General features: G+C 69.6%; 21 protein-coding genes. 7 read left to right on the top strand and 14 right to left on the bottom strand.

Features of this window, described 5'->3' with window-relative positions:
- Window positions 1-39 precede the first annotated feature (39 nt).
- Window positions 40-1,812 carry an aspartate--tRNA ligase gene (gene aspS, locus ACFWU3_RS04720; RefSeq protein WP_384431127.1) on the bottom strand — a complete coding sequence of 591 codons (1,773 nt, stop codon included), beginning with the start codon at window positions 1,810-1,812 and terminating at the stop codon, window positions 40-42.
- A 195-nt stretch (window positions 1,813-2,007) separates the two neighbouring features.
- Here aspS and ACFWU3_RS04715 point away from each other — a divergent pair, with 195 nt between their 5' ends.
- Window positions 2,008-4,119 (top strand): SpoIIE family protein phosphatase, encoded by a 2,112-nt coding sequence (locus ACFWU3_RS04715; protein WP_384431124.1) that lies wholly within the window; start codon window positions 2,008-2,010, stop codon window positions 4,117-4,119.
- Here ACFWU3_RS04715 and ACFWU3_RS04710 read toward each other — a convergent pair.
- From ACFWU3_RS04710 to ACFWU3_RS04700, 3 genes are all read right to left on the bottom strand, one after another.
- On the bottom strand, window positions 4,059-5,138 hold the full coding sequence (locus tag ACFWU3_RS04710) for an AI-2E family transporter (RefSeq protein ID WP_384431121.1): 1,080 nt from the start codon (window positions 5,136-5,138) through the stop codon (window positions 4,059-4,061). The two genes, ACFWU3_RS04715 and ACFWU3_RS04710, sit on opposite strands and share 61 nt — an antisense overlap.
- Before the next feature lie 159 nt (window positions 5,139-5,297).
- Complete coding sequence (locus ACFWU3_RS04705; protein ID WP_384431118.1) at window positions 5,298-6,254, bottom strand: pirin family protein; 957 nt, start codon at window positions 6,252-6,254, stop codon at window positions 5,298-5,300.
- A 108-nt stretch (window positions 6,255-6,362) separates the two neighbouring features.
- On the bottom strand, window positions 6,363-6,821 hold the full coding sequence (locus ACFWU3_RS04700; RefSeq protein WP_384431115.1) for an SseB family protein: 459 nt from the start codon (window positions 6,819-6,821) through the stop codon (window positions 6,363-6,365).
- Between the two features lie 143 nt (window positions 6,822-6,964).
- Here ACFWU3_RS04700 and ACFWU3_RS04695 point away from each other — a divergent pair, with 143 nt between their 5' ends.
- From ACFWU3_RS04695 to ACFWU3_RS04685, 3 genes are all read left to right on the top strand, one after another.
- Window positions 6,965-8,791, top strand: a complete 1,827-nt coding sequence (locus ACFWU3_RS04695; protein ID WP_384431112.1) for an acyl-CoA dehydrogenase — start codon at window positions 6,965-6,967, stop codon at window positions 8,789-8,791.
- 88 nt (window positions 8,792-8,879) lie between these two features.
- A complete protein-coding gene (locus ACFWU3_RS04690) occupies window positions 8,880-10,178 on the top strand; it encodes a M18 family aminopeptidase (RefSeq protein WP_384431109.1) in 1,299 nt (432 codons plus the stop codon).
- A gap of 75 nt (window positions 10,179-10,253) precedes the next feature.
- Window positions 10,254-10,625, top strand: coding sequence for a hypothetical protein (locus ACFWU3_RS04685; protein ID WP_384431107.1), 372 nt, complete (start codon window positions 10,254-10,256; stop codon window positions 10,623-10,625).
- A gap of 205 nt (window positions 10,626-10,830) precedes the next feature.
- Here ACFWU3_RS04685 and ACFWU3_RS04680 read toward each other — a convergent pair whose 3' ends face one another.
- Window positions 10,831-12,645 carry an NHL domain-containing thioredoxin family protein gene (locus tag ACFWU3_RS04680; protein ID WP_384431104.1) on the bottom strand — a complete coding sequence of 605 codons (1,815 nt, stop codon included), beginning with the start codon at window positions 12,643-12,645 and terminating at the stop codon, window positions 10,831-10,833.
- Window positions 12,646-12,719: 74 nt separating this feature from the next.
- On the opposite strand from ACFWU3_RS04680, the gene ACFWU3_RS04675 reads away from it, so the two are divergent.
- Window positions 12,720-13,436, top strand: coding sequence for a hypothetical protein (locus tag ACFWU3_RS04675; RefSeq protein ID WP_384431101.1), 717 nt, complete (start codon window positions 12,720-12,722; stop codon window positions 13,434-13,436).
- A 5-nt stretch (window positions 13,437-13,441) separates the two neighbouring features.
- On the opposite strand, the gene ACFWU3_RS04670 is transcribed toward ACFWU3_RS04675, so the two are convergent.
- The 6 genes from ACFWU3_RS04670 to ACFWU3_RS04645 all read right to left on the bottom strand — a co-directional run bounded on the left by ACFWU3_RS04670 (window position 13,442) and on the right by ACFWU3_RS04645 (window position 17,817).
- Window positions 13,442-13,672 (bottom strand): hypothetical protein, encoded by a 231-nt coding sequence (locus ACFWU3_RS04670; RefSeq protein WP_384431099.1) that lies wholly within the window; start codon window positions 13,670-13,672, stop codon window positions 13,442-13,444.
- A 286-nt stretch (window positions 13,673-13,958) separates the two neighbouring features.
- Window positions 13,959-14,807 (bottom strand): helix-turn-helix domain-containing protein, encoded by an 849-nt coding sequence (locus tag ACFWU3_RS04665; RefSeq protein WP_384431095.1) that lies wholly within the window; start codon window positions 14,805-14,807, stop codon window positions 13,959-13,961.
- 12 nt (window positions 14,808-14,819) lie between these two features.
- Window positions 14,820-15,338, bottom strand: coding sequence for a DUF6879 family protein (locus ACFWU3_RS04660; RefSeq protein ID WP_384431092.1), 519 nt, complete (start codon window positions 15,336-15,338; stop codon window positions 14,820-14,822).
- Window positions 15,319-15,591: a hypothetical protein gene (locus ACFWU3_RS04655; protein ID WP_326475721.1), complete on the bottom strand. Its 273-nt coding sequence runs from the start codon at window positions 15,589-15,591 to the stop codon at window positions 15,319-15,321. Before ACFWU3_RS04655 ends, ACFWU3_RS04660 begins: the two co-directional genes overlap by 20 nt.
- A gap of 480 nt (window positions 15,592-16,071) precedes the next feature.
- Window positions 16,072-17,619 carry a recombinase family protein gene (locus ACFWU3_RS04650; RefSeq protein WP_384431089.1) on the bottom strand — a complete coding sequence of 516 codons (1,548 nt, stop codon included), beginning with the start codon at window positions 17,617-17,619 and terminating at the stop codon, window positions 16,072-16,074.
- A gap of 42 nt (window positions 17,620-17,661) precedes the next feature.
- Window positions 17,662-17,817 carry a hypothetical protein gene (locus ACFWU3_RS04645; RefSeq protein ID WP_384431729.1) on the bottom strand — a complete coding sequence of 52 codons (156 nt, stop codon included), beginning with the start codon at window positions 17,815-17,817 and terminating at the stop codon, window positions 17,662-17,664.
- A gap of 157 nt (window positions 17,818-17,974) precedes the next feature.
- Here ACFWU3_RS04645 and ACFWU3_RS04640 point away from each other — a divergent pair, with 157 nt between their 5' ends.
- Complete coding sequence (locus ACFWU3_RS04640; protein ID WP_384431087.1) at window positions 17,975-18,469, top strand: LURP-one-related/scramblase family protein; 495 nt, start codon at window positions 17,975-17,977, stop codon at window positions 18,467-18,469.
- A 41-nt stretch (window positions 18,470-18,510) separates the two neighbouring features.
- Here the strand turns inward: ACFWU3_RS04640 and ACFWU3_RS04635 are convergent, their stop codons facing one another.
- Window positions 18,511-19,311, bottom strand: coding sequence for a carbon-nitrogen family hydrolase (locus ACFWU3_RS04635; protein WP_384431084.1), 801 nt, complete (start codon window positions 19,309-19,311; stop codon window positions 18,511-18,513).
- Between the two features lie 166 nt (window positions 19,312-19,477).
- Between ACFWU3_RS04635 and ACFWU3_RS04630 the strand changes: the two genes are divergently transcribed.
- Window positions 19,478-20,302 carry a maleylpyruvate isomerase family mycothiol-dependent enzyme gene (locus ACFWU3_RS04630; protein WP_384431081.1) on the top strand — a complete coding sequence of 275 codons (825 nt, stop codon included), beginning with the start codon at window positions 19,478-19,480 and terminating at the stop codon, window positions 20,300-20,302.
- A gap of 139 nt (window positions 20,303-20,441) precedes the next feature.
- Here the strand turns inward: ACFWU3_RS04630 and ACFWU3_RS04625 are convergent, their stop codons facing one another.
- Both ACFWU3_RS04625 and ACFWU3_RS04620 read right to left on the bottom strand, forming a co-directional pair.
- Window positions 20,442-21,740, bottom strand: a complete 1,299-nt coding sequence (locus ACFWU3_RS04625) for an MFS transporter (protein ID WP_313945237.1) — start codon at window positions 21,738-21,740, stop codon at window positions 20,442-20,444.
- Window positions 21,737-22,378, bottom strand: a complete 642-nt coding sequence (locus ACFWU3_RS04620; RefSeq protein WP_384431077.1) for a GntR family transcriptional regulator — start codon at window positions 22,376-22,378, stop codon at window positions 21,737-21,739. Before ACFWU3_RS04620 ends, ACFWU3_RS04625 begins: the two co-directional genes overlap by 4 nt.
- Window positions 22,379-22,554 lie beyond the last annotated feature (176 nt).

The following is a 22,554-nucleotide window of genomic DNA, read 5'->3' as shown; positions in this document are numbered from 1 at the left end:
ACCCGGTGCGGGGCCTTCGCTTCAGCGCTGCGTGTCCGGCTACTCGCCGGGCTTGACGGCCGGCTTGCGGATCTGGAGGTGCAGTTCCCGCAGCCGCGACTCGTCCAGCTCGGTCGGCGCGCCCATCATCAGGTCCTGCGCGTTGCCGTTGAGCGGGAAGGCGATCGTCTCGCGGATGTTGGGCTCGTCGGCCAGCAGCATCACGATGCGGTCGACACCCGGGGCGATACCGCCGTGCGGCGGGGCGCCGAGGCGGAACGCCTTCAGCATGCCCTTGAACTCGTGCTCCACGGTCTCGCGGTCGTAACCGGCGATCTCGAAGGCCTTCAGCATGACCTCGGGCTCGTGGTTCCGGATGGCGCCGGAGGAGAGCTCGATGCCGTTGCAGACGATGTCGTACTGCCAGGCGAGGATGTCGAGCGGGTCCTTCTCCTCCAGGTCCTTCATGCCGCCCTGCGGCATCGAGAAGGGGTTGTGGGAGAAGTCGACCTTGCCGGTCTCCTCGTCCTTCTCGTACATCGGGAAGTCGACGATCCAGCAGAACCGGAAGACGTTCTCCTCGAAGTGGCCGGCGCGCTTGGCGGCCTCGACGCGGACCGCGCCCATGATCTTGGAGACCTCGTCGAAGTCGCCGGCGCCGAAGAAGACGGCGTGGCCGGCCTCCAGGCCGAGGCGCTCGGTGAGGACCTTGACGTCGTCCTCGGTGAGGAACTTGGCGATCGGGCCGGACAGCGAGCCGTCCTCGCCCACGCGGACCCAGGCGAGGCCCTTGGCGCCGTGCTCGACCGCGTACTCGCCGAGGCCGTCGAAGAACTTCCGCGACTGGCCGGCCACGTCCGGCACCGGCAGGGCGCGCACGTGCTTGCCGGCGAAGGCCTTGAAGTCCGAGCCCGCGAAGACGTCGGTGATGTCGACCAGTTCGAGCTGCGCGCGCAGGTCGGGCTTGTCGTTGCCGTACTTGAGCATCGACTCGCGGAACGGGATGCGCGGGAACGGCGAGGTGACGTGCCGGCCGCCGCCGAACTCCTCGAAGAGCTCGGTCATCAGCTTCTCGATCGGCTGGAAGACGTCCTCCTGCTCGACGAAGCTCATCTCCAGGTCGAGCTGGTAGAACTCGCCGGGCGAGCGGTCGGCGCGGGCGTCCTCGTCGCGGAAGCACGGCGCGATCTGGAAGTAGCGGTCGAAGCCGGAGACCATCAGCAGCTGCTTGAACTGCTGCGGCGCCTGCGGCAGCGCGTAGAACCGGCCGGGGTGCAGCCGGGAGGGCACCACGAAGTCCCGTGCGCCCTCGGGGGAGGTCGCGGTCAGGATCGGGGTCGCCATCTCGTTGAAGCCGAGGGCCACCATCTTCTGGCGGATCGAGGCGATGACGGCGGAGCGCAGCATGATGTTGCGGTGCATGCGCTCGCGGCGCAGGTCGAGGAAGCGGTACTCCAGGCGCCGCTCCTCGTTGACGCCGTCGTCGGCGTTGATCGTGAACGGGATCTGCTGGGCCGCGCCCAGCACCTCCACCTCGGAGACCTCGATCTCGACCTCACCGGTCGGCAGGTCGGGGTTGACGTTGTCGGCGCCGCGCGCGGAGACCTTGCCGTCGACACGGACGACGGTCTCCTTGGTGAGCTTCGACAGCGCCTCGTTGGCCGGGGTGCCGGGGCGGGCGACGAGCTGCGTGATGCCGTAGTGGTCGCGCAGATCGATGAAGAGGATGCCGCCCAGGTCTCGGCGATTGTGCAGCCAGCCGCTCAGCCGGACGTCGGCTCCGACGTCAGAGGCGCGGAGCTCGCCGCAGGTGTGGGACCTGTACCGATGCATCGTCGTTCATCCAGTCTTAGCGATTGGGGGTGGCCGGGCCCGTCAAGGTTACCGCCCGGCCCCCCTTGGCCTCATTGGCATATACATGTCCCGCTTGGACTCCCCTCTCGCTCCCCTGCCGCGCCGGATCGCCGGGCCGTCCGGCCCCCGCCCCCCGGGAAGTCATCGGACCGAAGATCGGAATAAAGTGAGGCAATGCGCACCGAGGACGTCCTGGCCGCGATCGCGACCGGCCTGTGGCGGTGGGACAACGCATCCGGGACCGTCACCCTCGACGCGGAGGCCGCCCGGCTGCTCGAGCTGCCCGCCGAATCCGGTACGTATCCCGAGGGCACCGTGCGCTCCCGGTTCCACCCCGTCGACTGGAACGAGATCAACGGCGTCGTCAGCCTCGCCATCGCCGAGGGGACGCTCGCCGAGGGCCGGCTGCGGATCGTCGACGAGGCCGGACGGGTGCTCCGTACCGTCCGCAGCCGCTCCAGGCCCATCGCCCAGGAGGGCGGCTACCTGCTGATCGGCATGCTCCAGGAGGTCGCCGAACCGGCGGAGGGCACCTCCGCCCAGACCGCCATCACCGGCGACTGGCGGCGCTCCCGCGAGGCGTTCCTGCTGGACGCGGGGCGCGCGCTGGCGGAGGCCCGCTCCACCGCCGAGGTCCTGCGGGTCGCGGCGTCCCTGTCCATGCCGGGCTTCTCGCCGGACGGTCTCGCGGTCTTCGGTGTCGCGGGCGAACGGCTCACGATCATCGGCCACCACGGGCACCAGACGGACGACGACCGCCCCTTCCTCGACATGTCGGTGGACACGGACTACCCGGCGGCCGAGGTGGTGCGCACGGGCCGGGCCGCGTACCTGCCCACACCGGAGGAGTACCGCCGCCGCTACCCCTCCACCTGGCCGCTCGCCGAGCGCTTCGGCCGCCAGTCCTGGGCGTTCCTGCCGCTGATCGTCGCCGGGCGCACGATCGGCGCCTGGATGGCGGCGTTCAAGCACCGGGTGGCCTTCACCCCCGACGAGCGGTCCGTGCTGACCACCGTCGCGCGGATGCTGGCGCAGGCGCTCGCCCGCGCGGGCGTCGCCGACTCGGAGCGCGAGCTGTCGCTGGGCCTCCAGCGTTCGATGATGCCGGTGCTCGGGCCCGCGATCCCCGGGATGTCGGTGGCCGCCCGGTATGTGCCGACCGGCGGCGGCCTCCAGGTCGGCGGCGACTGGTACGACATGATCCCGCTGCCGTCGGGCCGGATGGCGCTGGTGATCGGCGACGTCCAGGGGCACGATGTGCGCGCCGCCGGTCTGATGGGCCAGCTGCGGATCGCGCTGCGCGCCTACGCCTCCGAGGGTCACCGGCCGGACGCGGTGCTCTCCCGGGCCTCCCGCTTTCTGCACGGCATCACCGACACCTACGACGAGGGCGACCACTGCAGCCCGCGGTTCGCCACCTGCCTCTACCTGGAGGCCGATCCGGCGAGCGGGCGCATCGAGATCGCCCGCGCCGGCCACCCGGAACCGGCCGTCAGGATGGCCGACGGCACGGTGCTGACGCGGCCCACGGACGGCGGGCTGCCGCTGGGCATCGATCCGGACACCTACTACCCGACGACCAGCTTCACGCTGGAGGCCGGCGAGACGATGATGATCTGCACCGACGGGCTCATCGAGACCGGCGGGCACGATCTGGACACCGGGTGGGCCCGGCTGCGCGCGGTCCTGGAGAGCGACGACGGCGGTTCGCTGGAGGAGCTCGCCGACCGATTGGTCCAGGCGGTCCACGGCCCCGGCTCGCACTACACCACCGGCCCGCTCGCCGACCGGCGCGAGGACGACATCGCCGTCCTGCTGATCTCCCGCGACGGATCGCCCGAACGCGAGGCCGCGCGGCGCACCGCGATGAGCGTGGCGCAGGCGGAGCCCGAGCTGATCGCGGTGGCCCGGCAGCAGTTGCGGGAGATGCTGCACGACTGGGCGGACGCGGAGCAGGTCGACTCCGCGGTGCTGATGCTCTCGGAGATGATGACCAATGTGCTCGTCCACACGGACGGGAACGCCCTGCTCCTCGCGGAGGTCGTCGGCCGCGACAGCACCCGGCAACTGCGCGTGGAGGTCACCGACTCCAGCGACGAACTGCCGCACAAGCGCCGCCCCGGCGAACTGGCCTCCTCCGGGCGGGGCCTGCTGCTGATGGAGATGCTCGCGGACGCGTGGGGGGTGAACCCGCGGGGCGAGGGGAAGTCGATCTGGTTCGAGCTCTACGAGTCCCCGGCGCCGGGCGAGGTGCCGCCCGCCGGGCCCGAGCCCGAGGCCGCGTAGCGGGTGCGCAGTTCGCCGATCACACCGAACACGGCGGCCGTGACCGGGACGGCGAGCAGCATCCCGAGGATGCCGGCCACCCCCGCTCCCGCGGTGATCGCCAGCATGACGACGGCCGGGTGCATCTGCACCGTACGGCTCTGGATGACGGGCTGGAGCACATGGCCCTCCAGCACCTGGACGGCCAGCACCACCCCGAGCGCCCACAGCGCGATCACGAAACCGCGGTCGGCGAGCGCCACGAGCACGGCGACCGTGCCGGAGAGGAAGGCCCCGAGGTACGGGATGTAGGCCCCGACGAAGACGAGGGCGCCGAGGCCCATGGCCCCCGGCACCCGCAGGATCAGCAGTCCGACGGTGATGCACAGCGCGTCGATCAGCGCGATGAACGTGGTGCCCCGCATGAAGCCCTCGACGGCCTCGAAGGCCCGCCGCCCCATGGCCTCGGCGGCGTCTCCGCTCGATCCGGGCACCAGGGAGCGCACCAGTCCGACGGCCTTGTGGGAGTCCCGCAGGAAGAAGAAGATCAGCAGCAGGGCCAGGACGGCGGTGGCGATCAGTTCGGCCACCACGCCCAGTCCGCTGATGACGCCGGACGCGGCGGTGCTGCCGAACTTCCCCAGCAGCTCCCGGGCGTTGGAGGCGAGATCGTCGAGCGATGTCCCGGCGGACCCGAGAAGGCCGGAGAGGTCCCTGGCCGCCTGCCGGACCGAGGCCACGATCTGGTCGCCGGTCTCGATCAGCGCGTTGACGACGATGTACCCGGCGCCGCCGACGACGGCGACCACGGCGGCACAGGTCAGCCCGGCGGCCAGCGAGCGGTGCATCTTCATCCGGATCAGCCGCCGGTGCAGCGGCCCGAGCAGGGCGGTTCCGAGCAGGGCGAGCAGGACCGGGGTGACGGCGGCCTGGAAGGTGCTGATCAGCCAGATCAGGACTGCGCCGACCCCCGCCACGAGGAGCGCGACCACGCACCAGGCGGTGACGCGCCGCACGGGCTCGGGCAGAAGGGTCAGCACGCCCCCACCCGATCACAGCCGGACGGCCGCGTCCCGCCTTTCACCGCCAGGCGGGTGACGCCCCATCAGGTGGCGGTCGCCGTGAGCCGGAACGGCACGGACCCCGCCGGGCGGCGTGCGGGAAGCGCACACCACTCGGCGGGGTCCGGAGGATCACCCTCACATCCCGTGGACGGCCGGGACGGTGCCGAGGCGGCCCTTCTGGAAGTCCTCGACGGCCTGCTGGAGTTCGGCCTGCGTGTTCATCACGAAGGGTCCGTAGTGCGCCATGGGCTCGCGGATCGGACGGCCGCCCAGCAGCACGATCTCGAGGTCCGGGGTGTTCGAGTCCTGGGTCTCGTCCGCGCGCACGGTCAGCGAACCGCCGTCGCCGAAGACCGCGGTCTGCCCGGTGCGGACCGGCCGGCGGTCGGTGCCGACCGAGCCGCGTCCGGCCAGGACGTAGGCGAGACCGTTGAACTCCTCGCGCCACGGCAGCGTGAGCTGCGCGCCGGGACGCAGCGTCGCGTGGATCATCGTGATCGGCGTGTGCGTGATGCCGGGACCCTCGTGACCGTCGAGCTCACCCGCGATGACGCGCAGCAGCGCACCGCCGTCGGGCGTGCTGAGCAGCTGGACCTGGCCGCCGCGGATGTCCTGGTAGCGGGGGTCCATCATCTTGTCGGCCGCCGGCAGGTTCACCCAGAGCTGGAGCCCGTGGAAGAGCCCGCCGGACATGACGAGCGACTCCGGCGGCGCCTCGATGTGCAGCAGGCCGGAGCCCGCGGTCATCCACTGGGTGTCGCCGTCCTGGATGGTTCCGCCGCCGCCGTTGCTGTCCTGGTGGATGAACGTTCCGTCGATCAGATAGGTGACGGTCTCGAAGCCGCGGTGCGGGTGCCAGGGCGTTCCCTTGGGCTCGCCCGGCGCGTAGTCCACCTCGCCCATCTGGTCCATCATGATGAACGGGTCGAGGTAGCGGTAGTTGATCCCGGCGAACGCGCGGCGCACCGGAAAACCCTCCCCCTCGAAGCCAGTGGGCGCGGTGGTCACCGCGAGGACGGGCCGCGGCACGGCGTCCGCGGGTGCGGACACGCGCGGCAGGGTGAGCGGGTTCTCGACAGTCACTGCAGGCATGGGAGGACCTCCTTGTACGACCACTTTAGTTGAATGCTGAACTTCTTGCCACCCGGAACCAGAAACGCCCGGGAGGTATTCCTCCCGGGCGCCCGCTGAGCGGCATCGTCAGCCGTACATCCGCCGCATCGCGAAGTCGACCATCTGCTCGACGGCCTTCGAGTCGAAGACCATACGGTGCTCGCCCTCCATGTCGAGGACGAAGCCGTACCCCGTCGGCAGCAGGTCGATGACCTCGGCGCCGGTGATCACGAAGTACTTGGACTCCTTGCCCGCGTACCGGCGCAGCTCCTTGAGGGAGGTGAACATCGGAATGACCGGCTGCTGGGTGTTGTGCAGCGCCAGGAACCCCGGGTTGTCGCCCCGCGGGCAGTAGACCTTGGAGGTCGCGAAGATCTGCTGGAAGTCCTCCGCGGACAGAGAAGCCGTGGTGAAGGCCCGTACGGCGTCGGCGAGGGACGGCGGCGACGGCTCGGGATACAGCGGCTGCCCGTGCGGCTGTCCCCCGTATGGCTGCTGGGGGGCGTACTGCTGTTGAGCGCCCGGGTTCTGGTCATAGCCGTACATGCCCGCAAGAGTAACGAGTCACAGTTCACCCAAGAGGGGTTGCATCTTATTACCGACGGGTAGCATCATCGTAGCTACTTACTGGTACGTGGACGAGAAGTCCGCTGTCCGGCCCTTCTCCCGATCCTTACGGAGCCGTCGCCATGGGGCACTACAAGTCGAATCTCCGCGACATCGAGTTCAACCTCTTCGAGGTCCTCGGGCGCGACAAGCTGTACGGCACGGGTCCGTTCGCGGAGATGGACGTCGACACCGCCAAGAGCATCCTGGAGGAGGTTGCCCGGCTCGCCGAGAACGAGCTGGCGGAGTCCTTCGCGGACGCCGACCGCAACCCCCCGGTTTTCGACCCCGAGACCAACACCGCGCCCGTACCGGCGTCCTTCAAGAAGAGCTACCAGGCCTTCATGGACTCCGAGTACTGGCGCCTGGGCCTGCCCGAGGAGATCGGCGGCACCACCGCGCCCCGCTCCCTGATCTGGTCGTACGCCGAGCTGCTGCTGGGCTCCAACCCGGCCATATGGATGTACTCCTCGGGCCCGGCCTTCGCCGGCATCCTCTTCACCGAGGGCAACGAGGCGCAGAAGAAGGTCGCCGAGATCGCCGTCGAGAAGCGCTGGGGATCCACCATGGTCCTCACCGAGCCGGACGCCGGCTCGGACGTGGGCGCCGGCCGCACCAAGGCCGTCGAGCAGGAGGACGGCTCCTGGCACATCGAGGGCGTGAAGCGCTTCATCACCTCCGGTGAGCACGACATGGAGGAGAACATCCTCCACTACGTGCTGGCCCGCCCCGAGGGCGCCGGACCGGGCACCAAGGGCCTGTCCCTCTTCCTGGTCCCGAAGTTCCACTTCGACTGGGAGACCGGCGAGCTGGGCGAGCGCAACGGCGTGTACGCCACGAACGTCGAGCACAAGATGGGCCTCAAGGCGTCCAACACGTGCGAGATCACGTTCGGCGACCAGCACCCCGCCAAGGGCTGGCTGATCGGCGACAAGCACGACGGCATCCGCCAGATGTTCATGATCATCGAGTTCGCCCGGATGATGGTCGGCACGAAGGCCATCGCCACCCTCTCCACCGGCTACCTGAACGCGCTGGAGTACGCCAAGGAGCGCGTCCAGGGCCAGGACCTGGTGAACTTCGCGGACAAGACCGCGCCCAAGGTCACCATCACGCACCACCCCGACGTGCGCCGCTCGCTGATGACGCAGAAGGCGTACGCCGAGGGCATGCGCGCCATGGTCCTCTACACGGCGTCCATCCAGGACGAGATCGCCGCCAAGGAGACCGAGGGCGAGGACACCGCCGCCCTCGTCGCCCTCAACGACCTGCTGCTGCCGATCGTCAAGGGCTACGGCTCCGAGAAGTCCTACGAGCAGCTCGCCCAGTCGCTCCAGACCTTCGGCGGCTCCGGCTACCTCCAGGAGTACCCGGTCGAGCAGTACATCCGGGACGCCAAGATCGACACCCTCTACGAGGGCACCACCGCCATCCAGGGCCAGGACTACTTCTTCCGGAAGATCGTCCGCGACCAGGGCCAGGCGCTGAACGCCCTCTCCGAGGAGATCAAGAAGTTCCTCGCGGTCGGCACCGGCGGCGACGAGCTGGCCCCGGCCCGCGACGCGCTCGCCAAGGCGGCGGTGGACCTCGAGGCGATCGTCGGCACCATGACGAACGACCTCATCGCCACCGGCGAGGACGTCAAGAACATCTACAAGGTCGGCCTCAACACCACGCGTCTGCTGATGGCCTCCGGCGATGTCGTCGTCGGCTACCTGCTGCTGCGCGGCGCGGCCGTCGCCGCCGAGAAGCTGGAGACCGCGTCGGCCAAGGACGTGGCGTTCTACCGCGGCAAGATCGCGGCCGCGAAGTTCTTCGCCGCCAACATCCTGCCGGGCGTCTCCTCCGAGCGCGCCCTCGCGGAGACCGTTGACCTCTCGCTGATGGACCTTGACGAGGCGTCCTTCTGACCGACCACGCTTCGTGCGGCCCGCTCCCTCCGGGGGCGGGCCGCTTTCCTCTTTCCGCCCGCCGCGGGCCCCTCGTTATGGTGGCTCCATGAGCAGCAGCGCCCCCGCCCGCTTCGACCGCGGACACACCGACGACCTCATGTCCTTCCTGACGGCCTCGCCGACGCCGTACCACGCGGTGGCGACCGCGGCCGAACGGCTGGAGAAGGCCGGCTTCCGCCAGGTGCGGGAGACCGACGCCTGGGACGGGACCACCGGTGGCCGGTTCGTGCTCCGCGGCGGCGCGATCATCGCCTGGTTCGTGCCGGAGGGAGCGACCGCGCACACCCCCTTCCGGATCGTCGGCGCCCACACCGACTCCCCGAACCTGCGCGTCAAGCCGCTGCCCGACACCGGTGCGCACGGCTGGCGGCAGGTCGCGGTCGAGATCTACGGCGGCCCGCTCCTCAACAGCTGGCTCGACCGCGACCTCGGACTCGCCGGCCGGTTGAGCCTGCGCGACGGCTCCCACCGCCTGGTGAACATCGACCGGCCGCTGCTGCGCGTGCCGCAGCTGGCGATCCACCTCGACCGCTCCGTGCACACCGACGGCCTCAAGCTCGACAAGCAGCGGCACATGCAGCCGATCTGGGGCCTCGGCGACGTCCACGAGGGCGACCTCATCTCCTTCCTCGAAGAGGAGAGCGGCCTTACCGAGGGCGACGTCACCGGCTGGGACCTCATGGCGCACTCCGTGGAGCAGCCCGCCTACCTCGGCCGCGACCGTGAACTGCTCGCCGGACCGCGCATGGACAACCTGCTGTCCGTGCACGCGGCCACCGCCGCACTCGCCGCCGTCTCCACGTCGACCGGCCTGCCGTACATCCCCGTGCTCGCCGCCTTCGACCACGAGGAGAACGGCTCCCAGTCCGACACCGGCGCCGACGGCCCCCTGCTCGGCACGGTTCTGGAACGCTCGGTCTTCGCCCGCGGCGGCAGCTACGAGGACAAGGCCCGCGCCTTCGCCGGCACCGTGTGCCTGTCCTCCGACACCGGCCACGCCGTGCACCCCAACTACGCGGAGCGCCACGACCCCACGCACCACCCGCGCGCCAACGGGGGCCCCATCCTCAAGGTCAACGTCAACCAGCGCTACGCCACCGACGGCAGCGGCCGCGCGGTGTTCGCCGCGGCCTGCGAGAAGGCCGGCGTGCCGTGGCAGACGTTCGTGTCCAACAACGCGATGCCCTGCGGCACCACGATCGGCCCCATCACGGCGGCCCGGCACGGCATCCAGACCATCGACGTCGGTGTGGCGATCCTGTCCATGCACAGCGCGCGGGAACTGTGCGGCTCCGACGACCCCTATCTGCTCGCGAACGCGATCGCGTCGTTCCTGGAGGGCTGAACTCCCGCGCTGCTCAGGCGCGTTCGGCGAGCACGGAAACATCCGGGAAAGCCCCGGGACGGCACCGTGGTGCCCATGGTTCTGCTCGGTCATGACACGGTCGCCGTCCACCACACCGGCCCCTCGCGCCGCACGCTGCTGCTCGCCGCCGCCTCGGCGGCCGCCGTCCTGGCCGCCACCGCCTGGGGGCTCGTCGACCGGCACCACGACCGGCCGCCATGGGCGAAGGACGTGGCGTACGAGTCCGGCTTCCTCCAGGGCAACCGCGTCCGGCAGTACGACCGCACCGGCCAGGAGGTGAAGGACCTCCTGGCCGGCGGGTGCTCACGGCTGCACGCCGAGGGCTGGGGCGGACGCAAGGCCTCCTACGATCCGGGCCTGTGGGTGGCGGGCTGCCTGGACGGCGCGGCCGGCCGACCGGCCTCCCGGCAGGGCCTGTTCCACTAGCCCCACCAGGGCCGGGCGCTGTCCGGGGCCAGTGCCTCGACCGGCAATGTCTGCCCGTCAAGGACTGGGAGTCCCTCCCTCCACGCCCGCAGGGCGTAGGAGGAGCGTCCGGTGCGTGCTGTCGCAAGACGGCCGGAAGCCTTGTAGCGGAGCTGCCAAGGCTTGTGGCCAACGCGGCGTGGGGGCACCTCCCGTGCCCGAAGGGCTACTGGCGGCCCTCGTCCATCCCGGCGAGGACCAGCGGCAGCCGGGCCGCCCCGTCCGCCGTCACCTTCACCGGGACGCCCCAGTCCTGCTGATGCACATGGCAGGCGGGGTACTCGTTCTCCGGATCGTCGTCGCAGGACGCCGCCATCGCCGAGATGTGCAGCACGCCCTCGCCCACCGCCGGATCGATCTCCAGCTCCCGCGACAGATCCGTCCCGGCGCCCTCGCCGGCCACCAGGAGCTCGGGCGGCGTCGAGGAGACGAGCAGCCGGGTGGAGGGTCCGTAGCGGGTGTCGAGCTTCTGGCCGGCCGGGGCCTGGAAGACCACGTCCAGTCGCAGCGTGCCGCCGGCGACCTCGGTCGCCGCACGCTGTGTCCGGTGCGCGACGGCCTCGACCCGTACCGCCTCGTCCGGCAGCCGCAGCCGGGTCAGCCGGTGCCGGGCCGACTCCACCACGACGATGTCGTCACCGACGAGAACGGCCCCGGACGGCTCCCGCAGATCGGTGGCCAGCGTGCTGACCTCGCCGCTCACCGGGTCGTAGCGGCGCAGCGCGTGGTTGTACGTGTCGCTCACGGCGACCGACCCGTCCGGCAGGGCGGTGACCCCCAACGGGTGCTGGAGGAGGGCCTGGTCGGCCGGCCCGTCCCGGTGCCCGAAGTCGAACAGTCCCGTGCCGACGGCCGTGTGCACCACGAGATCCGGATCGATCCAGCGCAGGGCGGACGTCTCGGAGTCGGCGATCCACAGCCGCTCCTCGGTGGCGGCGAGTCCGGACGGCTGCGCGAACCAGGCCTCGGCGGCGGGCCCGTCGACGAGCCCTTCGTTGGTGGTGCCGGCCGCGGCCTCGACGGTCCCGGTCTCCGGGTCGTACGTCCACAGCTGGTGGACGCCCGCCATGGCGATCCACAGCTTCCCGCCCCACCAGGCCACGTCCCACGGCGAGGACAGCGCCACATCGAGCGCGGGACCGCTGGTGGGCGACCCCTGCCACCACTGCCGGCCGGTCCCGGCGAGCGTCTCGAACGCGCCGGTCTCCGGGTCGTACGCACGGACGGTGTGGTTCACGGTGTCCGCGACGGCGACCCGCCCGTCGGGCAGCAGAGCGAGCCCCTGCGGCTCATTGAGGATCCCGTCCCCGATCCGCCGTACGACGCTCTCCCCGTCGGGCTCCAGCTCGACGAGCTGATCGCGGGTGGAGTCGGACACGAGGAGGTTCCCGGACGGCAGCAGCACGGCCTTGCCGGGGAAGCGCAGATCGGTGGCGACGGGCTCGGGCGCCACATAGGGCCCGTCCCCACGCCGCAGCGTCCCCTTGGCCTCGTGCTCGGCCTCCAACTCCTCGACGAGCCTGGCGATGGCGTGTGCGTGCCCCTCACCGGCGTGCTGCGCGACGACGTACCCCTCGGGGTCGATCACGACGAGCGTGGGCCAGGCGCGGACGGCGTACTGCTTCCAGGTGGCGAGCTCGGGATCGTCCAGGACGGGGTGGTGCACCTGGTACCGCTCGACGGCGTCGACGACGGCCTGGTGCTCGGCCTCGTGGACGAACTTGGGCGAGTGGACGCCGATGATCACGACGGTGTCGCGGTGCTTCTCCTCGAGATCGCGGAGTTCGTCGAGGACGTGGAGGCAGTTGATGCAGCAAAACGTCCAGAAATCCACAACAACGCACTTACCTCGCAGATCGGCGAGGGTGAGCTCTTTGCCGCCGGTATTGAGCCAGCCGCCCTTGCCGATCAGCTCGGGGGCACGGACACGGGCGCGACGGGGTGCGGGCGCGGGGGTGGGCGCCGGGGCAGCATCGTTCATCCTTCAAGCTTGCCATCCTGGTATGAACGTCGGATCACACGCGTACGGCAGGACCTACGACAGGGGAGCGAAGGTTGGCTACGGACGAGGGCGAGACGACTGCCGGCGAGACGGCGCGGACGGTGCAGGGGTTCATGGCGCTGCCGGGGCCGGTGGAGGGCCGTAGGGAGGTGTTCGCCGGATGCGTGGCGGAGGTCGTCCGGGTCCTCGGGCTCGATGTCGTTCACAAGCCGCAGCCCGGCGATCCACGAACTTGGGTGAACCAAGCTCGGACGGCGCTGTACAAGGCCTGCCGCCGGGACCTGATCCTTTCCGAGGAGTCCTTCGAGACGCTGATCAAGGCAGCCGTCTACGACCCCGACCCGAGCTTCAACCGCCATTTCCTCGAACCGGCGCTGAACGCGTTCGGGCGCGGGCGGGTCCAAGCCTCGTTGCTCGGATACCTGCGGGCGGGCACGGACGTCGAGCGGGCGGGCGCGGCGAATGCCTGGTACTGGTCGGCTCTACCCCTGCGTATGCCCACCGTACGGGCGGAGCACCCCGCAGGCACCGGTCCGGCGGAGCCCGACGACGCCCCGACCGTGGTGGCCGAGTGGTACGAAACCGCGCTACGCGAGTTCGTGATTAACGAGCACCTTGACGTCCGGCGCTGCATCCTGCCGGGCCTGCCGCTCCGGAGGTCGGCCTATCCGCCGGAGCTGCACGACCTGGTGGACGCGGCAGTGGCGATAGCCCGGTCGCATCCGGACGAGTACATCCGCCACCGCGTGGAACACCAGGTCGGTGACTGACCCCCTCACTGGGCACGCTCGACCACGGCGACTTCCGAGAACTCGCGCAGGAAGGTCATGTGCCCGGTCCGGCCCGTGTGCCCGATGCACATGTCCGTGCACACGTCCGCGTCCCCGGTCGGTGCGGCAGTCCACTGGCAGTCCGGGTTCAGGCACCGCGCCGTGGCCGTCGTCTCCGCCGAGGGGTGGCGGTGCATGACGTAGCTGACGTACCGGAGTACGGCCCTCACGGTCATGCCGATTCCCCAGGGTGCGGGTGGTTCCGAAGCTCCACGTTGCAATCGCTGACCGTGGAGTGGTCGCCCCGGTGACGGGCTTCCCGACGCTGGACGGCCAGAGCGGCGCAGACTCCGCAGCCGGCCGCCGGTGCAGGGTCCGGGTCTGTGCGCAACGGCAGCTCTACCGGGGGTTGCTCATACGCGATCGTCTTCACGGCCCCGCTCCTCGTGTCGTCCGTGTAGCGACCACGCTAGGAACGGTGGAGCTGCAACTCCCAGGAGATTGCATGAGGTTGCACGGTCATCACCCGAGGGTCTGAATGGCGCTGGTGATGAGTGCGCGGGCCTTCGCCCCATGGACGGCCATCTCGGCCAGTTCCGTGAATGTGTCCGCGTACGCGGCAACCTCGCTAGGCTGGGTCAGCGTGAGGTAGCCGGAGACCAGCTCGACGTTGACCTGTGCCGTGTCGAAGATCCAGAAGCCTTCCACCGGCATCCGGGACCGATCGGTCCGCGTGGGCACCACGCCCAGGCTGACGCTGGGCAGGGAGCCGACCGTAAGCAGGTGGCTGAGCTGTTCCTCCTGCACGTCCGGCCCGCCGAGACCGTTACGCAAGACCGACTCCTCAACCAGGAACGCGAACCGGCGGTCACCCTCGTAGAGGACGCGCTGACGCTCCATGCGCACGGCGACGGCATCGGCCACGTCATCGACCTCGACCCGTCTCCGCTGCACGGCACGCAAGACGGCTTCCGTGTAGCCGTAGGTCTGGATCAGGCCCGGAACGAACCACGAGGAGTAGGAGCGGAACCGGCGGGTTCGCTCGAAGAGCGGCAGCCGGGCTTCCTGTGCTTGCCTGAGCCCGGCGCGCTCCATGCGTCGCCAGCCGATCCACATGTCTTCGACGGTCCGCAGCGAGGCGATCAGATCGTCCGTCTGCCCTTCGGCCCCGCACGCACGGCACCAAGCCCGGATGTCGTCGGCGGAAGGAGGCGTACGGGCGTTCATGATCCGGGATGACTTGGACGGGTGCCATCCGCAGAGCCGGGCGAGATCGCGCCCGTTCAGACCGGAGTCCCGACATAGCTCAGCGAGTCGGTTCGCCAGCGCCTGCCGGGCCTGCTGGGCATTCGAGGAGGGAGAGACAGCCATGGTGGTGACCGGTCAGCGCGGCTTGTACTCCTCGTGCGGGATGGCGCGTTGCCAGACGGCCTCGAACGCCGTGGTGCACAGTTGGACCCGCGCAGGATCGTCGGTGTACTCCCGCCCGTCTTCGTCCAACTGGCCCTCTCCGGTGAAGTGGTGGAAGAGGGCTTGGCTGCCGTCGAAGACCCAGAAGTCCGTACCTGGCAACGCCAAGTCCGTCGTCTGCCGGCGGGGCAGCCACCGGACCATCTCACCCGCAGCGAGATTGGTGAAGGTGCAGTCGTACTCATAGCGCACGTAGTCACTGATCGGCTCGGACACGATGCGGACCCGGCGGACCACCACTCCGCGCGCCGTGGCAGCACTCACCGCGTCGTGCCAGCCGCCCCACCACGACGACCGATCAGCCGGGTCCAGCCGTTCGCCCTGCTGCCAGGCAAGGAACTCCGGGTCATCGAGCATGTAGCTGTCACGCAACTCAAGATGCACGGCCGACTGCTGCGCGCGGGCCAGTGCGTTACGCGCGGGTGGCTGCACTTCCGGCTTCTCCGTTCTCGTCCGGGCGCGGGATGTACTTCAGCATCACCGCAGGGAGCCTGATGATCGTTTCGTGGTCCGGCACGTCCGTGGAGTGCCCGGGGATCGAGCCGATCTCCTGGCAGGCCTTCACCTCTTCCGACGTCGCTTTGTACGACTGGATCAGCAGGTCACCGGTCTCCTCATCAAGCCAGATGGTCGGGGACTCGTCGGTCGGCGTGTTCGGGATGATGCCGAGGAACCTTAGGTTCACGATCACTCCAGGTGTCGAGTCGGTTGCACGAACGTGCACGAGCCTCACTCCTGTGGCTGACCGGCGCAAGAGGGCGTCAGGACAAGCTTGTTGGTTCACGGCGCGGGTACGACGAAGCCCCCGGCAGCCACCCAGCACGGGCAGCCACCGGAGGCTCCAGCAACCCTTCGCACAACCTATGACCCCTTAACGGGGGCGTTCCCAGGGTCTCAAAGAGGCCCTTTCCCAGTGGCCGCAAGCGTCGGCAGTCCAAAAACGGAGCCGCACCCAGGGCGCGTTTTCCGAGCTGGGGCCGGGGGTGCAGTGAGGGCTGCGCCTGAACTTTGGACATCCCGGGTGACGAAGTGACGGAATGACGATTAGTTCTGATCCACTCATAGAAACAACAACACTTCTATAAGAGGTAACGGAGGGAGAGCGTCGCTTCGTCACTTCGTCACGCGTGTCCGCTGCCGACAGCTGGAGGGTTTACGCCGGTGCTCAGGTGACGCTGTCGGTACCCAGCTTCGCCCAATGGATCTGGATGCGTTGCTCAGGGATGATCCGCTGTCCGCGCACTCCCTTGGTCACTTCAACCCGGTCTATCGCGAGTGACAACCGGCCGCGCCGGTCTTCGTTCGTGGCCTCAGCCCACGCCTCACGCAGGATGAGGCCGTCAAGCATCGGCGACACGTCCACGGACGGCATGGGGAGCTTGCGAAGATCGGTGCCAAGCCCTTCGATGCGCCCCCTCAGGCGCTCTGCAAGCCGGTTGTAGCGCTCCACGGCTGCGGGGCCACTGAACTCACCGCGCACGTATCGCGCGTCCTCCAGATCGGCGAGGCGGGCTTCCTCATCCTGGATCTCAGCAGTAAGCGCATCACGTTTCGCGAAGGTCTCCGGGTCCACGCGGTGGACCCAGCGGTCTGCGATCGCGACAAGCAACGGGTCGTCCGGTTCGAGCGCTGGGAGCTTCGTGAGGAACTGTTCCGTCACGTACTGGTCAACCGCTTCAGCCAGCGCTGACGCTCCGATGCACTGGTTGCCCGCGCGGCGAGCCATGCACTGGTAGCTGCCTCCCACGCGGTGCATTCGGCGACCGCAGCCGGGTACCGCGCAGTAGACGAGGCCCGTGAGCAGCGCCGTCCCCTCGGGCTTCGGCCGCCGCTTTCCTGCGTGTACGAACGTCCTGGATTCCAGGGTGCGGATGATCCGTTCACGCTCTCCGACCGTGATGATCCCCTCGCCGATCTCGACGGTGTCCAGAGTCTCGGGATCGCGGTACGGGAAGACCCTGCCTGTGTACTTCCGCTCGCCGTCGTCCGTCTCGACGGTCTCAGTCTCCGGCATCAGGCCGGCGAAGGCTGGGGAGCGCAGGAGCTGCATGACGCTCGCCGCATTCCACTGCCCGCCTCTGGGCGAAAGAATCTCGTATTCGTTGAGAAGTCGGGCGATCTTGACCAGCGACGTTCCGGCAAGCGCTTCATCCGCGATGAGACGGGCGTAGACGGCGTGCTCCGGGTCATGGACGAGCTTCTTGGCCTGCGGGTCGATGAGCAGCCCGTACGGAGGCTGTCCGCCGATCCACTGACCCTTGCTGCGTAGGTATCGCTTGGCATGGCCGACGCGTGTGCCGAGATTCTTCGATTCGGATCGGGCGAGTTCGGCGAGCATCGCCACGACCATGCGTGCCGAGTCGTTCGAGGTGTCGAGACCGTCCACGACAGAGACGAGACGGCCGCCGGCCTTCTCGATGTCGTCCAGCACCTTGCCGACCTGGCCGATGCCCTTGCGGGACAGGCGATCCAGTTTCCAGACGATCAGCGTGCCGACGACGCCCGCCGTGACGGCCGCCAGCGCGGCGTCGAAGCCCTTGCGCTCAACGGTCTTGTAGCCGGAGCGCCCTCTGTCTATGTGGACCTTGCGGACGGTCAGTCCGTGGCGTTCAGCCCAGGCACGGCAGTCTGCTTCCTGCCGTTCGATTGCGGTCTTGCCGTCCCGGTCAAGAGACAGGCGGAGGTACAGGTCACAGATTGTGTCTTGGTGCACACACTCAGTGTGACGAAGAGTTCGGTGGCCCGTTGTTGATTTTCAGAAATCGAGCAGAACAATCTTTCCGCGGAGGTCCGCGAGCGCGTACTGCTTGTCACCGGTGTTGAGCCAGCCGCCCTTGCCGACCAGTTCAGGGGCACGGACGCGGGCACGCTTGCGGGGCGCGGGGGTGGGCGCCGGGGCGGCATCGTTCATGGTTCAAGCTTGCCACCTGGGTGTGAATGGCGGATTGCAGGCCCACGGCAGGGCGGACGCCGGCCTCGGCGGCCGACAGAGCCGGCACGGGCGCCCGAACGCGTGCACGTGCGCCCGGACCCCCATCCACCGTCGCCGCCGGGGGTACGCATTCCGCATGAAATATCTCGTGCGCGACAAAATCCTCGCGATCGGCGACGACTACTGGATCGACGACGAGCAGGGCCGTCACGCCTTCCTCGTCGACGGCAAGGCGCTGCGTCTCCGGGACACCCTGGAGCTCAAGGACCCGAACGGCATGATCCTGGTCACGCTCCGCAAGAAGCTGATCAGCCTGCGGGACACCATGACCATCGAGCGCGACGACAGCACCCTCGCCACCATCCGCCGGAAGCGGCTGTCGCTCCTGCGCAATCACTACCGCGTCACCCTCGCCGAGGGCACCGAGCTGGATGTCAGCGGGCGCATCCTCGACCGGGAGTTCGTCGTCGAGTACGAGGGTGAGCTGCTCGCGCACATCTCACGGCAGTGGTTCCACGTGCGGGAGACGTACGCCGTCAACGTGGTCCGGGAGGACGCGGACGCCGCGCTGATGATCGCCGTGGCCGTGTGCGTGATCCGGATGGCGGAGAAGGAGCGCGAGGAGGACTGAGCGGCCGTGCCCCGCCCCGGAGGGTCCGGGTGCGGGGGGGCTCAGCGCAGGATGTCGGGCGTCACCACGCCGAGGCGCCGGTCCTTCAGCACCGGGAACTGGTCCCGCGTCGCCGCCACCTTCGCGGGGTCGAGGTCGACGGTCAGGATCTCCTCGTCCGGCCCCGCCTCGGCGAGCACCTCGCCCCACGGGTCGACCACGATGCTGTGCCCCGCCTGCTCGACGTCCGCATGGGTGCCCGCGGTGCCGCAGGCGAGGACGTACGCCTGGTTCTCGACCGCGCGGGCGCGGGCCAGCAGGGTCCAGTGGCCGCGGCGGCGGGCGGGCCAGCCCGCGGGAATGACGAACAGACCGGCTCCCGCGTCCACCAGGCCGCGGAAGAGCTCGGGGAAGCGCAGGTCGTAACAGGTGGCGAGACCGATCGTCAGATCGGGCAGCACGACCGTCGCCAGGTCCGCGCCCGCGCCCATCATCACCGCCTCGCCCTTGTCGAAGCCGAACCGGTGGATCTTGCGGTAGGTGCCGGCGAGCTCGCCCGCGGGGGAGATGACGAGGGAGGTGTTGTAGAGCGTGCCGTCGGGGTCGCGTTCGACGATCGAACCCGCGTGCAGCCAGACACCCGCGTCCCGCGCGGCTTCGGCCATCACCTCGTACGTCGGCCCGGCCGGTGTCTCGGCCTCGTCCTCGAACGACTGGTACGCGAACGCTCCGACCGGCCACAACTCGGGCAGGACCACCAGATCCGCGCCGCGCTGCTCACGAACGAGCGAAGCCGCACGCTGTCTACGGGAATTGACCGATTCGTCCGGGTCTGCTGCGATCTGGATGAGGGAGGCGCGCACACTACCACCGTCCTGGCATTCGAGCCCTCGGGGCGGGCCTACGATCGTCACACGAAAGCACTGCCGGGGTGACGCTCGGCAGCGTAACTTAACTGCCGAGCCTCCCACGCAGCCCAGCAGTCAGCAGCAGCCCAGCCCGCGTACCGCAGAACCGCCGAGGGGTCCCGTGACCGTCCATCCCAGCCTCCAGACCTACGCCGACGCCTCGACCCACTCCCTTGAATCGATAGCCGAGCTGGTGCAGCCGCTCGTCGAGGGTGAGTGGAACCGTCCGACGCCGTGCCCCGCCTGGTCGGTGCGTGACCTGGTCTCGCACGTCATCGGCATGGAGTGCGAGATGCTCGGCGATCCCCGGCCGATCCACACACTGCCGCGTGATCTCTACCATGTGCAGAGCGACTTCGCGCGCTACATGGAGATGCAGGTCGATGTGCGGAGGCACCACACGGCCCCGGAGATGACCTCCGAGCTCGAGTACACGATGATCCGGCGCGCCCGCCAGCTGCGCAACGAGACCCGTGGGCCCGACGCGGTGGTCCGCGCGCCGCTGGGCGCCGAGCAGACCCTCGAACTCGCCATGCGGATGCGCGCGTTCGACCTCTGGGTGCACGAGCAGGATCTGCGGGCCGCCATCGGCCGGCCGGGCAACGAGGACTCCCCCGGTGCCTACATCACCCGGGACTGCCTGCTGGAGGCGCTCCCGAAGACGGTCGCCAAGGACGCCGGCGCACCGCCGAACTCGGCGGTCGTCTTCGATGTGCACGGTCCGGTCGAGTTCCTGCGTACGGTCCGGGTGGACGCGGACGGACGCGGAACGGTCGACGGCGCACCCTCGTTGGGGCCCGTCGTGACCCTGGCCATGGACTGGGAGACGTACCACCGGCTGGCGTGCGGCCGTATGCGGGCGACGGCGGCGGTGGACCGGGTGAAGGTGGACGGTGACCAGGACCTGGCCACGGCGATCCTGCGGGAGTTCGCGGTCACTCCCTGACGCCCGCGCGGTCCGGCCGAGGTCGACGACGGCCGAAAGCCCCCGGTTGCCGCGCCGGTCCGCCCTGGGCCGGCGGTCCGAGACGGTGCGGTCCGAACCGGTGCGCCCGGCGCCCGCGGCGCGCAGCCCGGCGTGGTCCCTACGCCGGGACGTGCACCGCCTCCACCCGGCTCGCCACCAGCCGCTCCCGCTCCCGGCGCGCCGTGCGGGCCCGCAGGCGCAGGATCTGGGTGATCCCCAGCGCTTCCAGCACGAACACCGAGGAGAACGCGATCCGGTAGTTGTCACCGGTCGCGTCCAGCAGGACGCCCACGGCGAGCAGTGTCGTCATCGACGCCACGAAGCCGCCCATGTTGACGATCCCGGACGCCGTGCCCTGCCGCTGGGGCGGGTTGGCCGGCCGGGCGAAGTCGAAGCCGATCATCGACGCGGGCCCGCAGGCGCCGAGCACGGCGCACAGCGTGATCAGCAGCCACATCGGGGCGTGGTCGCCGGGGTGGACGAGTGTCGCCGCCCACAGAAGCGCGGTCGCGCCGACGGTGCCGAGCGCGAGCGGCGCACGCGCCGCGTGGTGGCGGGCGATGATCTGCCCGTACACCAGCCCCACCGCCATGTTGGAGAGCACGACCAGGGTCAGCAGCGAGCCGGCCGTCTCCCGGGACAGCCCCTGGGCCTCTACCAGGAAGGGCATCCCCCACAGCAGCAGGAACACCATGGCGGGGAACTGGGTGGTGAAATGCACCCACATACCGAGCCGGGTGCCGGGCTCGCGCCAGGACAGGGCGATCTGTTTGCGGACGAACGCGGCTCCCGCGTGCTGCGCGGGCGGCGGTTCGTGGCCCTCGGGGTGGTCCTTGAGGAAGACCAGCATCAGGACGAGGACCAGCACACCGGCCCCGGCGCTGCCCGCGAAGGTGGCGGTCCAGCCCATGCCGTGCAGCATGCGGGCGATGACGAGGGTGGAGACGAGGTTGCCCGCCATCCCGAAGAGCGCGGCGACCTGTCCGATGAGGGGTCCGCGCCGGGCGGGGAACCAGCGGCTGCCGAGCCGCAGCACACTGATGAAGGTCATCGCGTCGCCGCAGCCGAGCAGTGCGCGGGCGGCGAGCGCCGTGCCGTACGAAGGGGCCAGCGCGAAGCCGAGCTGTCCGACGGTGAACAGCACGACGCCGAGGGTCAGGACCTTCTTGGTGCCGAGCCGGTCGACCATCAGGCCGACGGGTATCTGCATCCCGGCGTAGACCAGCAGCTGGAGTATGGAGAAGGTGGACAGCGCCGAGGCGTTGACGTCGAAGCGGTCGGCGGCGTCGAGGCCGGCGACGCCGAGGGAGGTCCGGAAGATGACGGCGACGAAGTAGACGGCGACGCCGATGCCCCACACGGCGGCGGCCCGGCGGCCGCCCGGAGGGTCTCCCGGCAGGGCGGCGTGGGTCGTCATCGGACCTCGCCCCGCGCCAGGTTGCTGAACCAGCCGACGTGCCGGTGGACGAGGGCCGCGGCCCGGTCCGGGTCGGCGGCGCGCAGGGCTTCCAGGATCTCGCTGTGCTCGGCGACGTTCTTGGTGATCCGGTCGGGGTGCGCGTGCATCACGGCGACGCCCATCCGCAGCTGCCGGTCGCGGAGTTGGTCGTAGAGGCGGGACAGGATCTCGTTGCCGCCGCTGCGGACGATCTCGGCGTGGAAGCACCGGTCGGTGACGGCGACCGCCGCCAAGTCGCCCTCCTGGACCTGCCGTTTCTGCTGCTCCAGGAGCTCTTCCAGACGGGCGAGCAGCTGCGGCGGGGCGGGCACGGCCTTGCGGGCTGCGTGCTCCTCGACGAGCAGCCGGGTCTCCACGACGTCGGCGATCTCCTGCGCGGAGACGGCGAGGACGAGGGCGCCCTTCTTCGGGTAGAGCTTGATCAGCCCTTCGACCTCCAGCTTGAGGAGGGCCTCACGGACGGGCGTGCGGGACACCCCTACGGCGTCGGCCAGTTCACCCTCGGTGAGAAGCGTCCCGCCCTCGTAACGGCGGTCGAGGACTGCCTGCTTGACGTGGGTGTAGACGCGGTCGGCGGCGGGGGCTGCGGCAGGCATGCGCACAGCTTAGATACAAGACAGGTGCATCAGAAAGCCATGTCCACGATGCAGGACGGACAGCCGGGACGGGTGAGCACCGTCAAGCACAGCCAAAAAAGTCCGACAAGATGCACACAGGACTACATCCTTCGGGCCCGGTCACGCGTCTCGTAACGGGACCCTCTTTTCGCCGT

Origin of the sequence: Streptomyces sp. NPDC058685 (assembly GCF_042714725.1) — a bacterium.
GTDB lineage: Bacteria > Actinomycetota > Actinomycetes > Streptomycetales > Streptomycetaceae > Streptomyces.
This window is presented reverse-complemented; position numbering and strand designations above follow the sequence as displayed.